We start from the raw sequence: 14,207 nt of genomic DNA, 5'->3' as shown, positions 1-14,207 counted from the left end.
ACCCAGTGCTTGGGCGTCGCGTGGGGTGAAGGATTCGGCGACCTGGGTGGCGGCTTGTTCGACGGTGACGATGTCTTTGGCGGCCACGGGTGTGACGGGTTGTCCGTGGTCGCGCGAGGGTGTCAGGGTCGCGGTGGTGCCGTCGATTTCGGCGGTGATGGGGTAGGCGGTGTCGTCGACTCGGTAGGTCAGCGGGATCGCGGCGACCGGCTTGTCGGTGTGGTCGAACAGTACGAGTTGCTGGTCGTCGTGGCGCAGCGTGCCACCACTGACCGCCACGACCGCGGAGTCCCCGCTCCGGGTGACTTCGTAGTGCACGCCACCGGATTCCTCGCCGGCCGCGGGTGCGGCCTGCGCGGTCGCCGCCGCGACCGTCACGGCAGTGGCGGCCAGCGCCGCCGTCAGAGCCGTTGTTCTTATCTTCATGGGTTTCCTCATCTTCATTGGTGAGTTGGGCAGCGCCCTCGTGACCGCCGCCCGCTGGGGGTTGGTGCGTGCCATGTGCCCTGATTCCCGCTGGAGGTTGGGCGTTGGTGGTCGATTCAGGACCGCTCCCGGCGGTATCGAATGCCCCTGCGCGAGTGCGCGTTCGAGGATCGTTTCCCGCTGGGAACCGGGGAACCCGGTCGGTCCGGTGATGGGTTGGCTATCGAGTGAGAGATCGCGACGGTCTGGACAGACCGTTCTGTCAGCGAACAGAGGCAGTTTGGGTGCGGCTGAGTTCGTTCACGAATCCTTCGGCGTCAGGCCAGTGTCCGAATCCCGATGCCGGATTCAGGTGCCCGACCTGACCGAGATCGACCAGCCGGGCACCCCAGGCCTCCGCCATTCCAGCGACCCGCCGGAAAGTGGCGAGGGCGTCGTTGGTGCTGGCGGCCACGATGCTGGGGAACGGCAGGCGCTGTCGCGGAATCGGGTTCCAGCCGTGACGTTCGAGTTCGTCGCGGGAGGGAAGCCCTTCGGGCAGGGGCAGTTCGAAGTCCGGCGGGGTGGCCAGCAGCGCACCCAGGATCGGGCGGGTGGGTTGCTGGGCCCAATGAACGGTGGTCAGGACCCCGGCGCTGTGGGCGACGAGAACGACGGGGCCGGCGACGGCGTTCACCGTGGTATCCAGTGCGGCCGTTCGTGCCTCTCGGCTGAGCGGAGCATAGGCGGGCGGCTCGACGATCCGGGCCTTGGGCAGCCGCTGAGCCAGCAGGTATTGCCAATGGTCGACGGTGGTGGGTGCAAGGCCGGGCACGAGGACCACGGTCGGGTTGACGGTAGTGTTCACGGTTTGTTCCTCGGATGAGTTCAGCGAGAATCTGCGGCGCCGAGTGCGGTGACCATGGCTCGTCCTGCCGGGTACAACCGCCGGCCGAGCAGCAATGCGGCGACGGCGCCGATGTAGACAACGGGCGACAATCTCAGGGCGGACTCCAGACCGATGTGGTCGGCCAGGGCGCCGATCACCATCGGGCCCAGTGCGATTCCGAGAATGTTGTTGGCCAGAATGCCGATGCCGAAGGCGGAGGCACGCACGCTCGAGTGGGCCAGGTCGGCGACCAGCGCGGACATCGGTCCGGTGGCGCCGGCGCTGACGAGGGCCCCGGCTCCGAGCAGCGCGAACTGCAGCGTTCCGGACGCGCCACCGAATCCCGCGAACAACAGGACTCCCGATACGGTGCAGTAGATGGCCGCGATGACCCACTTACGGGCGGGGCGATCACGGCTGAGACGGTCGGTGAGGCCGCCGAAGACGATCATGCCGATGCTCATGAGCACGATGAACAGCGCTGCGGTGGTCCCCGCCTTGTCGGGGGCCATGCCGTGGGAGCGGTTGAAGTAGCTGGGTAGCCAGAGCATGAGGGCGGCGCTGACGAACAGCGGTAGCCCGCTGCCCACGTAGGCGCACAGCAGTGCCGGGTTGGTGACCAGCGTCGACAGCGGCGCGCGGTAAGTATCCATTGCGGCCTGCTCGGCGACGGCCTCGTCGGCCTGGTGGCGAGCGAGTCCGGATTCGGTGACCAGAACCCGAACCAGCGCCACCAGGAGCAGGCCGAGAACCGCCATCGAGGTGAATGCCCAGCGCCAGCTCATGTGGGTGGCGATGATGCCGCCGAGAGCAACGCCGATGACCGAACCGAAGGTGGCTCCGGACAGGAAGGCGCCGCTGATGGTGGCCCGCAGGCGCGGTGTGAAAACGGTGAGGATGACGGCCAGTCCGACACTGCCGTATGCCGCCTCACCGACGCCGAGGAGGAAGCGGGCGCCGAGCATCTGTCCGTAGTTGGCGGCCAAGGCGCACAACAGTGTCGCCGCGCTCCAGATCACCGCCATCGTGACGAGGCTCTTGATTCGTCCCCACCGGTCGGCCAGCAGCGAGATCGGGAACGCCAGCACGCCGACTGTCAGGGCGACGATGCTGTTGAGCGAGGCGAGTTTCGAATCCGACAGTGCCCATTCGTCCTTCAGGAACGGGAAGACCGCGCTGAGGACCTGCCGGGACATGTAGTCCGATAGGAGTAGCCCGAAGATCAGGGCGAAGACGAGCCACGGGTAGGCGCGGGTTCGTTCACGCGTCGTACCCTCCATGGTCGTCGAGGGGGCGATCGCGGTGTTGAGCAGGCCCATGGGGGCTCCTATGGCCGAGTGCAGTTGGGGGCGCGGGCTTCGTGCGTCCGCGCCCCCGGGGTTGGAACAGGTCGGTAATTGGTCAGGCGTGGTGCAGGAAGCCGAGCTGCCCCGGCTTGCGGTTCGGCGGGAAGCCGATCTTGGCCAGCGCCTCGTCGGTGCCGCCGTAGATCTCGTCGAGCTTGTAGATGTCGCGGGATTCCTTGCAGGTGGCCACCTCTCGGCCGAGTCCGTCGGCGATGCGCACCATCTGCTCGACCTGCTCGACCGAGGTGCGGCGCTCGCCTTTGCGACCCCACAGGTTGTCCTCGATGCCGACCCGGACGTGCTGGCCAAGCGCCATGGCGATCGTGCACATCGGGGTGACACTGCGCATGATCGACTCGATGGTCAGCACAGCACCGTCCGGGGTGCGGCGAATGAACTCGATCAGGTCGGCCGGATGCACTCCCGCGGCGCCGCCGCCGATGGCGACGTAGTTCAGCACGAGGGGTCCGGTGTAGTGGCCACGCCGAATCAACCGCTCGACCGTCTCGAGTTGCGTCAGATTGCCGAGCATGAAGTGCGGCTGGATACCCGCCTCCGTGAGCCGGCGCAGGTGTTCGAGGTAGAACTCGGGACCGGCTTCTACCACCATGTCCCGATAGGCCCGGTAGTAAGCGGGGTTCTGCAGCGAGGTCCCTGCGATGTCGTCGTCGGTCAACAACTCCATGATGTTCATTTGCGAGGTGTTGATGGCAATGGTCACCTGGTCCGGCTTGGGATCGAGTTCGGCCAGCATGTGCCGGGTGTCGTACGACAGCCACTTCGCCGCGTCGCCGTCACTGGGCGGCGCGAAGGAGATCGAGCCGCCGACCTGCAGGATCATCTCCGGGACAGCCTCGCGCAGCCGGGCGAGCATCTCGTTGAACATCTCGAGCCGCTTGGAGCCGTGGCCGTCCTCCTCGCGCACATGCACATGCAGCACCTGGGCGCCTGCGTTGTAGCAGTCGACGGCCTTCTGGATCTGCTCGTCCATCGTCACCGGGATGTCATCGGAGTCGCCGGGCAGGAACTCCGGCCCGTACGGGGCGACCTGGATGACGAGCTTTTCCTGGGTTTCCGGAAGCAGCGAATCGTCGAGGTAGTGCATCATCTAGTCCTTTCAATTGTGGTGATCGGCAGGGCAATCGGCCTAGGCCTGAGTGCGGCGCTCGAATGCTTCGAGTTCTTCGGCCAGAATCGGCGCGCCGAGGTTGCAGGCGTGGATTCCGAGCACGCTGACCATTTGGAGAACGGTCAGGATCTCGTCGCGGCTGACACCGATTTCGAGCGCGGCCCGGATATGGCGGCGAACACCAGGTGAGTACATGTGGGTGCACGCCGCGTCGATGGCGATACTGAGCAACTCCACGAACTGCGGTGTGAACACGCCGCGCCGGATCGGTGTGGTCCCCATCGCCATGAATTGCTCGGTCCACTCCGGATCCCACTCGCACAGCTGGTCCCACAGCGGGTTCCAGGTGTCGAGTTCACGCATCCGATCGATGACCGGGGTCGGGACTGGCTGGTCGGGGCTGGTGCTCTGAACGGTCATGACATGGCTCCGTTGCGGTCTCGGTCATACCAGTGGGCGCTGAATGTGTTGCCGCACTCATCCGGTTGGGGTGACGCCGATCACGCTACGAGAAAGGAGGCTGATATTCTTCACTAGATGGGACACAAAATTTGACTATTTGGGGCAGCAGATGGCGCAGTACCAAGTCCGCAAAGCCGTGCTCAACGGCTACGTGGACCTCATGTTGACGTTGGGGCAGGATCCGTCATCGTTGATGCGCGAAGCGGGAATCGGTGCCGCGACGCTTGCCAGGGAGGGCTGGTTGCCGGTCGAGCCGGTCGATCGGCTGTTCGAGATGTCTGCCGCCGTGACCGGCCGTGAGGATTTCGGACTGCTGCTGGCGGCTGCCCGAGGGATGTCCAATCTCGGACCGGTGGCGTTGGCCGCTCGCGAGGAACCGGACGTCCGCGGCGCGGTAAGCATCATGATGCGGCACATCAGCCTGCACAACGAGGGATTGCGCAACCGGCTGATCGAGGAGAACGGGCTCGTCACAGCCGAGGTCGGTCCCGCGCCGAACTTCACTCTCGGCCGGCAGAGCACGGAGATCGCGGTGGCGGCGACATGCCGAATACTGCGCGAGTTCCTACACGACGACTGGCGGCCGCTGACGGTGTGCTTCGTACACGACGCTCCGGCCGACCTCGACGCACACCACCGCGCTCTCGGCCCGCACGTCGAGTTCGGCTGCAGGTTCAACGGAGTCGTGTTCTACTCGCGTGAGCTCGACGCCCCCAACGCGATGTCCGATCCGCTGCTGCGGCCCTACGCGCGTCAATACCTCGAATCGCTGCTGCCCCGCGAGGACACCACCACGATCGATCAGGTCCGAGGCATGATCGAGTCGTTGTTGCCCACCGGGCGCTGCTCGAGCACCTACGTCGCGCGCAGCCTCGGGATGGATCGGCGCACACTGCACCGTCACTTGACCGAATCCGGGGAGAGTTTCACCTCGCTGGTGGACGCGGCGCGAATCGAACTCGCTCAACGCTATGTCGCCCACCGAGACAGGCCGCTGACCGAGATCGCCGAGGACCTCGGCTTCGCCGCACTCAGCTCTTTCTCTCGCTGGTTCAAAGACCGCTTCGGATGCAGCCCGAAATCCTGGACTCCGGCGCATGAACCCCGCGCCCGCCGGCCGGTGGACATCCCCAAGGAGGCACCACCGGCCGGCTGACGAGCAACTAGGGAAATAGTCTACCCCGCAACGGTTTTCACCGGGAGCGATATACCTCGTCGAACACTGCGAGCTGAGGAGCGGACAGGATGGCACGGGACTCGTCCAACAGCATCTCCCCCTGCTGCACGTGCCATGGCCACTGGCATGCGTGGGACTTCTCGAGGTGGGCCCTGCCCTTGTCGAGGTCCGCTGGCAGGCCGTCGGCTCCCATCAGATAGGCGAGACCGAGTTCGAAGTGGGCGTTGCCCTGCACGAACCGATCGTCGTCATTGGCGAGCGAGGAGCCGAAAAGGAGGTCCTCGATGAGGTCTTCGGCCTCGGTGTGGCCGAAATCTACTGCGACACTGAGCAGTTTGTAGACCAGCTCGTCCAGATCGTCTACTTCCTCATCCGTCGAGTCGAGCGAGAGCAGGGCATCGAGCGCGCCTGCCATAGCCGAGCCCACGTACTGCTGGAAGGACGGGGAGGAGCCAGGGCCTGGGCTCACGACATGCCCGTCCTCGAAGTGGTTGCTGAATGGCGATCCGTCGTCGGGAGCTGTCATGACCGGCACTGTAGGACCGGGCACCGACACTCGGCTGCGCGGCGCCTTCCTGGTGAACGTGCCCGCGCCGTGCTGCTGATTCCGCCGAGTTCTGGCGAGGTCAGGCTGGGAATTTGACCCACGTGTTCTGGAAGGTGGTGAACAACCAGGTTCCGTTGGTGCGCACCGCCACTCGGGTCTGGATGGACTGCTCGTCGCGCCCGGGCTGCGCGTCGGGTGGGCTCGGGCGCAGGCCCTGGGTGACCATGACCGCCGTATCGGGTGTGGGGAATCGGATGGTCAGGGTGTGCGGTTCGGACATGTGGGTGCCCTTCATGAAGCCGTCGAAGCCCTTCTGCATCTCGATGGCCAGTTCTTCACGGCCCCGGATGAATTCGCCGATCACCGAGACGAAGTCGGCGTCGTCGGTGAAGGTCGCGGCGAATGCCTTCCCGTCACCGGCTGCCCACGCGACCATCTGCGCCCGCAGGAGTTCGCGCACTGCGGTTTCCGAGGCTGTCATTTCGTTTGTCATGTGTCACCTATTCGCGCGGCGCAGGCCGACATATTCGAGGGTGGCGAAGATCGCGACGAACGCGGCTCCGATGTGCAGGAAGACAATGCCCCAGCCGGTCAGCGGCATCAGATCGGTGAAGGTGAGCAGTACCATTCCGACCGCGGACAGGGCGTTGACCGTCACTACCGTGACCGCCAGGGGCGCCGGGATCTCCGGGTATTTCGCGAGGAGCAGCAAGGCGGCCGCACCGCCCAACATGGCGACGCCGAAGGGGATCGACCAGGTGGTCGGCAGGCCCAGGGGTTCGCTCAGGATCGGCGCGGCGGCCAGCATGATCGCGCCGAATGCGCCTGTGCTCCAACCATCCACGCGCAGGACTGTGCGCAGTAAGTCGTGACCGGTGTCGGGGACCGGAACTGTCGTTGTCGTCATGACGGCAACGCTGCCAGCGGTCGATCATGGTCTCAATGACCTCGGAGGTCATGGAGGACTTGATCGGCGCTTGGATATCCTGCGCGAATGACTCGATCGGCACAGCACTCCCCGGTGGGCACGCTCCTGCGCGAGTGGCGGCAGCGGCGGCGATTGAGTCAGCTCGATCTGGCACTGGCCGCAGGCAGCTCCGCGCGGCATCTCTCCTGCCTCGAGACCGGCAAGTCCCAGCCCAGCCGGGCCATGGTGGTGAGACTCTGCGAAGTCATGGCAGTGCCGCTGCGAGAACGTAATACGGTGCTGTTGGCGGGTGGGTTCGCGCCGGAGTACCGGGAGAGCAGTCTCGATGATGTGGAACTGGCATCCGCGCGAGCAGCCGTGGACACCATACTGGCCACGCACGAGCCGTATCCCGCGGTGGCGGTGGACCGCTACTGGAATGTGGTCGCCACCAACCGCGCGATGGGTCTGTTCGAGGACGGGGTCCCCGAACATCTGCTGGCCGAGCCACGGAATATGTACCGCCTCACCCTGCACCCGGCCAGTGCGTCCGCTTCCACGCACCTGATCAATCACCGCGAAGTCCGAGACTTCCTCCTGGAGCGCCTGTTTCGTCAGGTCCAAGCCACCGACGACCCGATCCTGCGCAACCTGTACGAGGAGGTCTCTCAGTACCCGGTGCCCGCGGAGACCGAATCGGAAGCGGCCGCCATGCCACCGAGCCCGTTCGCGGTTCCCCTGCGCATTCACACCCCGAGGGGTGAACTGCGCATCTTCACCACAATGGTCACCTTCGGCGCGCCCTCCGACGTCACTCTCTCGGAGCTGGCGATCGAATTGTTCTATCCGCTGGACGAATTCACGGCCGACACCCTGCGCGGCCTCTTCGAGATCACCATCGGCGACACCGCACCCGCTTGATGGTTCTTTTTGCCGCCACCGCATCGGCTCCTGACCAGCCCGAGCGCGTCGCGGGCCACGTCCCGAACATGTATCAGGTTCTCTGATATTCGTAGGCTATGACTACCCCTCATGATTTCGAATTCGAAGAAATCTACCGAGGTACCGGGGGCCCGTTCGGGCCGGGCGTCAAACCGCCGTGGAGTATCGGGGAACCCCAGCCGGAACTCGCCGCGCTGATCGAGCAGGGCAGATTCCATGGCGATGTCCTCGATGTCGGATGCGGTGAGGCGGCGATCTCGCTGTATCTGGCCGAGCGGGGTTTCACCACCGTCGGCCTGGATCTGTCGCCGACCGCGGTCGAGCTGGCCCGCGCCGAGGCCGCCAAACGCGGCCTCGGCAACGCCTCCTTCGAGGTCGCCGACATCGCCTCCTTCACCGGCTACGACGGCCGCTTCGGCACCATCGTCGACAGCACGTTGTTCCATTCGATCCCGGTCGAGTCGCGGGAGGGCTATCAGCAGTCGATTGCGCGCGCCGCCGCGCCGGGCGCGTCGTATTTCGTGCTGGTGTTCGACCGGGCCGCCCTGCCCGAAGCACCTGAACCGGGGCCGTCGCCGGTCACCGCCGACGAGCTTCGCGAGGTGGTGTCGCAGTACTGGGTGATCGATGAGATCAGGCCGGCGCGAATCCATGGCAATCTGCCTGCGGAGTTGCCAGCGGACGCGCCTTTCCGGTTCGAAGGGATGCGCGACGAGCCCAGTGGCCGCAAATCGGTTCCGGCCTGGTTGCTGTCGGCCCATCTGGACTGATCCCGCCACCCGGGATCGCGGGGCGGGATGCCCGGGCCCGATGCGTCAGGCATCGAAGGGCCCGGGCTCTCCCCCGCCGGATCACCCAGGCAGGCCTGCCTCGATGGCGGCGATGATGCGTGGGCGCATGTCGGAAGCGCTGATGATGGCGTCGACCGAACCGACCTCGACAGCGCGCTGGATGTTGTGCACGCGATCGAATTCCGCCGCGACATCACCGAGCTTCTCGGCCCGCACCGACGATCGGATCTCGTCGAGCTCCGCGGTCAGGGCCATGCGATCGGCGCCGGTCGCGTTCGCCGCGCGCGCCTCCAGGTCCCGCACTCGTGGATCCGCTGCGGTTCGAGTGCCGACCTCACCGGAGAACACCACCGCCGCGGCCGGTGCGCCGCCGAGCACCGAGGCGAACGAACCTTCCAGCGCGAGCACGGTCATATTCGGGTTGAGCGCCTTCGAGAACACCACGAACGCGCCGCCGTGGTAGCGGGAGATCACGCAGAACACGATGGGCCCCTGGAAGTTCACGATCGCGCGACCGATTTCGGCGCCGTACTCGAGCTGCAGCTTCCGCATCGATTCCGGTGAGCCGTCGAAGCCCGACAGGTTCGCCAGTACCACCAGTGGCCGGTTGCCACTGGCCGCGTTGATGGCTCGCGCGGCCTTCTTCGACGACCGCGGGAACAACGTGCCGGCCGTGTAGGTGTCCGGGCCGTCGGTGGACGGGAAGCCGCGCCTCGGCACGCCTCGGGATTCGATGCCGAGCAGGCACACCGGGATGCCGCCGAGCCGCGCGTCCTGCACCACCGCGGTCTCGGCGTCGGCCATGCCCGCCCAGCGTTCCAGCACCGGGTGGTCCTGGTCGGACAGCGCCCGCATCACGGTCCGGATGTCGAAGGGCTTCTTGCGATCCGGGTTGGCGGTCGCGGAGAAGATCTCGCCGACGGTCGTGAAGTCGCTGTCCGCCATGGCATGCGGGAAGCCGGAGACGTCGCGATCGACGGGGTCGTCGGTGCGCGACCGCCGCGGCGACTGCTCACCGGGCGCCACATAGGTGTGGTCGTAGTGCGACATCAGCACGTCTCGTGCGGCGAGCAGGTTCGGCGCCCAGTACTGGGCCTGCCCGTTGGGGCCCATCACCCGGTCGTAACCGCCGATGCCGAAGTTGTCCTCGGCCGACACACCGCCGGAGAAGTCCAGCGACTGCTTGCCGGTGAGCACCATCGCGGAGTCCGGTGTCATCACCAGGATGCCCTTGGTGTGCATGAGCATCGTCGCCTCGGCGTTCCAGTACGGCTGGGCGCCGACATTGATGCCCGCGACCACGATGTTGATCTCGCCGCCGTCCTGGGTGAACTCGACGATCCGCTTGAGCGCCGCGGCCACCCAGTCCATGTTCTCGGTGCCCGACTCCATCGAGATCCGGGCGCCCGAGGACAGTGCGTACCACTCCAGCGGTACCTGCATCCGTTCGGCGAGGTCCAGTGCGGCGATCACCCGGCGGCATTCCGGTTCGGACAGTGCGCCAAGCGACTTCGTGGGATCACCGAGCAACACCACCCTGGTGACGCCGTCCGCATGTTGCTCGGTCGGCGTGGTGACCACGCCGGCGACGATCGCGGCTGTGTTGCGTCCCTTGGGCCGGTCGACCGGTACGAGCGTGTGGTCGTCGTCGAGATCGTATTCGGCGAACTCACCGAGCAGCCCGGTCAGTTCGTAGGGGTACACGGTGTTGCGGCTGCCGGCTCGCAGCACCTTTTGCCGGTACTCGTCGAGCGGCTCGATCACCTCGTCGGTCCGTTCCCCGATGGTCACCGTGGTGCCGCCGGTGACGTCGAAGGCGACCCGCACGACGATCTTGACCAGCTCGCCGGTCTCCGGATCGGGCTGGCGCGCGATGAGGAGGAGTTCTTCCAGCCCGGCGCCCACGGTCGTGGCTTCCACGCGCTCGATGATCGACTCCAGCTCGGCGCGGGTGAGGTCGAGCGGCGGCCAGACGTACATCACGATCCGATTGGTGTGCAGGCGTTTGCCCGACGGCCGCCGGGACTGTGCTCGCCGAATCGCGTCGACGCAGGCGCTGATGGTGCTCTCGGCCGTCGGCAGCGCGAGCAGCCTGCCATCCTGCTCCCGCAGTGCCGCCAGGTCACGGACCTGCGTGAACGCGATGAGTCGCTCGTCCGACGGATTCTCTTTCGCGAGGCACCGGAACAGGTAGACCTCTTCGTCCGAGGACGGCAGGCGGGTGAGGTCGAACTTGCGCAGCCGCTTCAGCTGCATCCGCTCCGCGATGTAGGGGTGCAGGCCACGGATCAATCGCTCCTCGGCCAATCCGGTGGCCGACGGGCGGAAGGTGAAGTGGTGGTGCATCACCGCACCGCCGCTACCCGCGACCGTCGCGGTGATTCGGGACACCTGATTCGGCAGCGGTTGTGCGCTGAGCACCTCCTGCAAAGCCTCGGCCATCGCGTCGAAGTCTTCCGGCTGCTTCTCCCAGCCGAGGTAGATGTCGGCCTCGATGGACGCGGCGCCGCTCGCCAATTCGGCGAGCCCGCGCAGGACGGTGGCGAGGGCGTCGAAGCTCACGGCGGCAGAGACCAGGGAGAGGCCCCGACGCTCGGCGATCACGAACGCGCAGCCGCCGACCTCACGGGTCCGAACGCCGGCAAGGCCCTTGTTGCCGTAGTACCGCCGGGTCAGCACCTCCAGCATGACGGTGTTGTCGGCGCTTCCGCGCGCCAGCCGCTGACCGAGCAACCGCACCAGCGGCTCGGTGCTACGCACCATCTCGGCGAGGCGCTCACCGCGATCGGGGGCGTCCGGGTGCGCGTCCAGGTGGCTCAGGTGTTTGCGGACATCGGCGTACACGCGGGCGCGATTGCGTCGCAGCAACGGCTGGCCGAACCAGGCGTACACCAGCCCGCGAGTGAGGTCCGCGATCACGGGGAAGCGCACCTGTGTCGCGGCCACCAGCCGCTCCAGCGTCAGACCGACGGGCTCGCGCAGCGCCCTGTCCGGCACCGGCTCCCGCAGCCACTCGCGCAGCAATGTCGTGATGATCGTGACGGTGTCGGCCGGACGTTGCTGGGCGAGGAAGATCCGGAAGACCGCGGCTTCGAGGTCGGGGGTGCGCTCCAGATCGGTAACGCCGTAGTGCTCGAGCGCCTTGCCGAGTTTGGCCTGGTACGCCGCGGGCAGCCCGGCCCGCTCGACATCGAGGCTCTGCAGATAGGTGTGGAAGTACTCGCGGGCACTGTGGACGTGGCCTTGGCCGCCGTCCTCGTCCCAAGACCGGTTGTGGCTCAGTTCGGCGAGGTCGGCGAACACCTGCACGAGCTCGAGTTCCTCGGCGAGGGGCCTGCGGTTGTCGGCGATGGCGGCCTGGCGCGCGACGAGATAGTCGTCGACCACGCGGCGGTCGTCGTGCGGGTCGACATCGAAGCCGAGGAGCAGGCTGCGCAGGTCCTGCTGGCCGCGGGTCAGACGCACGTGCTGTTCAACCGACGCGGGCTCGCCGGGCAGATCCAGCTCGACCGAGCCGACCGCCGTGGTGTCCGAGTCCTCGTCGTCTTCGGCGAGCGGTTCCAGCCGCAGCAGCGGCGCGCCGGTCTCGACCTGAGTGCCGACGGAAACACCGCACTCCTTCAACCGGGCCCGGAACGGTGCGCGCAGCACGGTTTCCATCTTCATGCTTTCCAGCACCAGGACCGGCGCGCCCGCCTCGACCTCATCGCCGATCTCCAGCGGCGTGGCGACGACGAGCGCGGGGGCCGGGGAGCGGACGACGCCGCCCTCGTCGCGGCTGATCCGATGCGCCACACCGTCGACGTCGACCATGTGGACAGGGCCGTGCGTGCCGGTGATCAAGCGGTACCGGGCACCGTTGATTACGATCTGCCCGGAGTGCCGATCGAAGCGTTCGAGATCCACGTCGGCGGTACGAATATCGCCACCCGCCTCGATACCGACACGGAACCGATGAGCGCCGACGCGTGCGACGCGCACGCGGTAGCCGACTCCGCGCAGCTTGAGGTCGCGCGGTCGACCGCTCTCGTGCTGCACCTGGGGCCGCCCGCCGGACGCCGTGGACAGCAGCCGGTGCCGCTCGACCCGCTCTTCCTCCTCGTAGGCGTCGATGGCGGCAGCGGCCAGCGCGATGGTGGAGTGGCGGTGCGACACGAGACGGCCTTCGCCGCGAACACGGTCGATCCAGCCGGTGTCCGCGCTGGCATCGAGTACCTCGGGCTGGATCAGCAGATCGAGCACGAAGCTCTTGTTGGTCACGCCACCCTCGATGACGACCCTGGTCTGCGTCAGTGCCCGGCGCAGCCTGCCCAGCGCTTCGTCACGATCGCGGCCGTAGGCGATGATCTTCGCGATCATCGAGTCGAAGTCGGCGGGAATCGTGTCGCCCTCGCTGACTCCGGTGTCGACGCGGATGCCCGGCCCGGCAGGCAGATCCAGCCGCGCGATGCGGCCCGGGGCGGGCGCGAAATCGCGGTCGGGGTCTTCGGCGTTGAGCCGGGCCTCGATGGCGTGCCCGCGTTCCGCCGGGGGTTCGCCCTCGAGCCTGCCTCCGGACGCAACCAGCAGCTGGGCCCGGACCAGGTCGAAACCGGTGGTGGACTCGGTGATCGGATGTTCGACCTGCAGGCGGGTGTTGACCTCGAGGAAGGCGAACTGCTTGTCACCGGGGTGGTAGAGGAACTCCACGGTCGCGGCGCCGCGGTAGCCGACGGCGATCGCCAGCCGCTCGGCCGACGCCTTGAGCTCGGCCGTCTGCTCGGGGAGCAGCACCGGCGACGCCGACTCCTCGATGATCTTCTGGTTGCGCCGCTGCACCGAGCAGTCGCGGACGCCGAGTGCCCAGGCGGTGCCCTGGCCGTCCGCGATCACTTGAACCTCGACGTGCCGGGCGCCGGTGACCAGCCGCTCCAGGAAGACCACGCCGCTGCCGAAGGCGCGCGCAGCTTCCTGACGGGTGCGCTCGTAGGCGTCGACGAGTTCGGCTTCGTTCGTGATCACGCGGATACCGCGGCCGCCGCCGCCCGCGGTCGCCTTCAGCATCAGCGGGTAGCCGATCTCGGCCGCGGCCGCCAAGGCGGCGTCCACGGTCTCGACCGCACCGCGGCTCCATGGCGCGACCGGCACGCCGACATCCTCGGCGATCAGCTTCGCGCCGATCTTGTCGCCGAGTTTGCGCATGGCCTCCGGGCTCGGGCCGATGAAGGTGACCCCGATCTGCTCGCACAACTCCGCGAACGCCGGGTCCTCCGCGACGAAACCCCAGCCGACCCAAGCGGAATCGGCCTCGGTAGCCACCAGAGCACGCTCGAGTACCTTGAGATCCAGGTACGGGCGCGCGGACGCCGCACCGAGGTCGTAGGCGATGTCGGCCTCCCGCACGAACGTCGCGTTCCGGTCGACATCGGTGTACAGGGCGACGGTTTCGATCGGTAGCCCGGTTTCGGCGGCCAGATCTCGGGCGGCGTGGATGAGGCGCATGGCGGCCTCTCCCCTGTTCACGATGGCGATGCGGTGGAACACTCGCAGGCTCCTTTCACAGAACTGGCCCGGTCGGGCGGGTTGCGACTACCGGTCCCGCGTAGTCTGCACCTCCATTTGCGCAGGTGCAC

At 67.0% G+C, this 14,207-nt stretch carries 12 protein-coding genes; 3 read left to right on the top strand and 9 right to left on the bottom strand.

The window, feature by feature from the left end; all coding sequences use genetic code 11:
* The 5 genes from NL1_RS02840 to NL1_RS02820 all read right to left on the bottom strand — a co-directional run.
* A partial coding sequence (locus NL1_RS02840) for a DUF8020 domain-containing protein (protein WP_479687428.1) occupies positions 1–426 on the bottom strand: 426 nt, incomplete at its 3' end.
* Between the two features lie 262 nt (positions 427–688).
* Entirely contained in the window at positions 689–1,273 is a 585-nt protein-coding gene (locus NL1_RS02835; protein ID WP_067833944.1) for an RBBP9/YdeN family alpha/beta hydrolase, read from the bottom strand.
* Between the two features lie 20 nt (positions 1,274–1,293).
* Complete coding sequence (locus NL1_RS02830; RefSeq protein ID WP_067833942.1) at positions 1,294–2,613, bottom strand: MFS transporter; 1,320 nt, start codon at positions 2,611–2,613, stop codon at positions 1,294–1,296.
* A gap of 82 nt (positions 2,614–2,695) precedes the next feature.
* Positions 2,696–3,745, bottom strand: coding sequence for a beta-keto acid cleavage family enzyme (locus tag NL1_RS02825; protein WP_067833980.1), 1,050 nt, complete (start codon positions 3,743–3,745; stop codon positions 2,696–2,698).
* Between the two features lie 42 nt (positions 3,746–3,787).
* The gene (locus NL1_RS02820; RefSeq protein WP_067833940.1) at positions 3,788–4,189 is read right to left on the bottom strand and encodes a carboxymuconolactone decarboxylase family protein; all 402 of its coding nucleotides are present in this window, start codon (positions 4,187–4,189) and stop codon (positions 3,788–3,790) included.
* Positions 4,190–4,259: 70 nt separating this feature from the next.
* Between NL1_RS02820 and NL1_RS02815 the strand changes: the two genes are divergently transcribed.
* Positions 4,260–5,387: an AraC family transcriptional regulator gene (locus NL1_RS02815; RefSeq protein WP_245673061.1), complete on the top strand. Its 1,128-nt coding sequence runs from the start codon at positions 4,260–4,262 to the stop codon at positions 5,385–5,387.
* Positions 5,388–5,424: 37 nt separating this feature from the next.
* On the opposite strand, the gene NL1_RS02810 is transcribed toward NL1_RS02815, so the two are convergent.
* The 3 genes from NL1_RS02810 to NL1_RS02800 all read right to left on the bottom strand — a co-directional run bounded on the left by NL1_RS02810 (position 5,425) and on the right by NL1_RS02800 (position 6,862).
* Positions 5,425–5,934 carry a hypothetical protein gene (locus tag NL1_RS02810; RefSeq protein ID WP_067833934.1) on the bottom strand — a complete coding sequence of 170 codons (510 nt, stop codon included), beginning with the start codon at positions 5,932–5,934 and terminating at the stop codon, positions 5,425–5,427.
* Between the two features lie 100 nt (positions 5,935–6,034).
* The gene (locus NL1_RS02805) at positions 6,035–6,436 is read right to left on the bottom strand and encodes an SgcJ/EcaC family oxidoreductase (RefSeq protein ID WP_245673060.1); all 402 of its coding nucleotides are present in this window, start codon (positions 6,434–6,436) and stop codon (positions 6,035–6,037) included.
* A gap of 15 nt (positions 6,437–6,451) precedes the next feature.
* Complete coding sequence (locus NL1_RS02800) at positions 6,452–6,862, bottom strand: hypothetical protein (RefSeq protein WP_067833928.1); 411 nt, start codon at positions 6,860–6,862, stop codon at positions 6,452–6,454.
* Between the two features lie 87 nt (positions 6,863–6,949).
* Here NL1_RS02800 and NL1_RS02795 point away from each other — a divergent pair, with 87 nt between their 5' ends.
* Together NL1_RS02795 and NL1_RS02790 are read left to right on the top strand one after the other, a co-directional pair.
* Positions 6,950–7,783 (top strand): helix-turn-helix domain-containing protein, encoded by an 834-nt coding sequence (locus tag NL1_RS02795; protein ID WP_067833926.1) that lies wholly within the window; start codon positions 6,950–6,952, stop codon positions 7,781–7,783.
* A 98-nt stretch (positions 7,784–7,881) separates the two neighbouring features.
* On the top strand, positions 7,882–8,574 hold the full coding sequence (locus NL1_RS02790; RefSeq protein ID WP_067833923.1) for a class I SAM-dependent methyltransferase: 693 nt from the start codon (positions 7,882–7,884) through the stop codon (positions 8,572–8,574).
* Positions 8,575–8,655: 81 nt separating this feature from the next.
* On the opposite strand, the gene NL1_RS02785 is transcribed toward NL1_RS02790, so the two are convergent.
* Positions 8,656–14,118: an ATP-binding protein gene (locus NL1_RS02785; protein WP_067833920.1), complete on the bottom strand. Its 5,463-nt coding sequence runs from the start codon at positions 14,116–14,118 to the stop codon at positions 8,656–8,658.
* Positions 14,119–14,207 lie beyond the last annotated feature (89 nt).

The organism is Nocardia lijiangensis NBRC 108240, assembly GCF_001613045.1.
In the GTDB taxonomy this organism is placed as follows: Bacteria; Actinomycetota; Actinomycetes; order Mycobacteriales; family Mycobacteriaceae; genus Nocardia; species Nocardia lijiangensis.
The sequence above is the reverse complement of the archived record's forward strand: the minus strand, read 5'-3'. Positions and strand labels throughout refer to the sequence as shown.

Coding starts and splice junctions, on each gene's coding strand:
- NL1_RS02830 (WP_067833942.1), bottom strand. CDS start 2,613: ATGGGCCTGCTCAACACCGCGATCGCCCCCTCGACGACCATGGAGGGT.
- NL1_RS02825 (WP_067833980.1), bottom strand. CDS start 3,745: ATGCACTACCTCGACGATTCGCTGCTTCCGGAAACCCAGGAAAAGCTC.
- NL1_RS02820 (WP_067833940.1), bottom strand. CDS start 4,189: ATGACCGTTCAGAGCACCAGCCCCGACCAGCCAGTCCCGACCCCGGTC.
- NL1_RS02810 (WP_067833934.1), bottom strand. CDS start 5,934: ATGACAGCTCCCGACGACGGATCGCCATTCAGCAACCACTTCGAGGAC.
- NL1_RS02805 (WP_245673060.1), bottom strand. CDS start 6,436: ATGACAGCCTCGGAAACCGCAGTGCGCGAACTCCTGCGGGCGCAGATG.
- NL1_RS02800 (WP_067833928.1), bottom strand. CDS start 6,862: ATGACGACAACGACAGTTCCGGTCCCCGACACCGGTCACGACTTACTG.
- NL1_RS02795 (WP_067833926.1), top strand. CDS start 6,950: ATGACTCGATCGGCACAGCACTCCCCGGTGGGCACGCTCCTGCGCGAG.
- NL1_RS02790 (WP_067833923.1), top strand. CDS start 7,882: ATGACTACCCCTCATGATTTCGAATTCGAAGAAATCTACCGAGGTACC.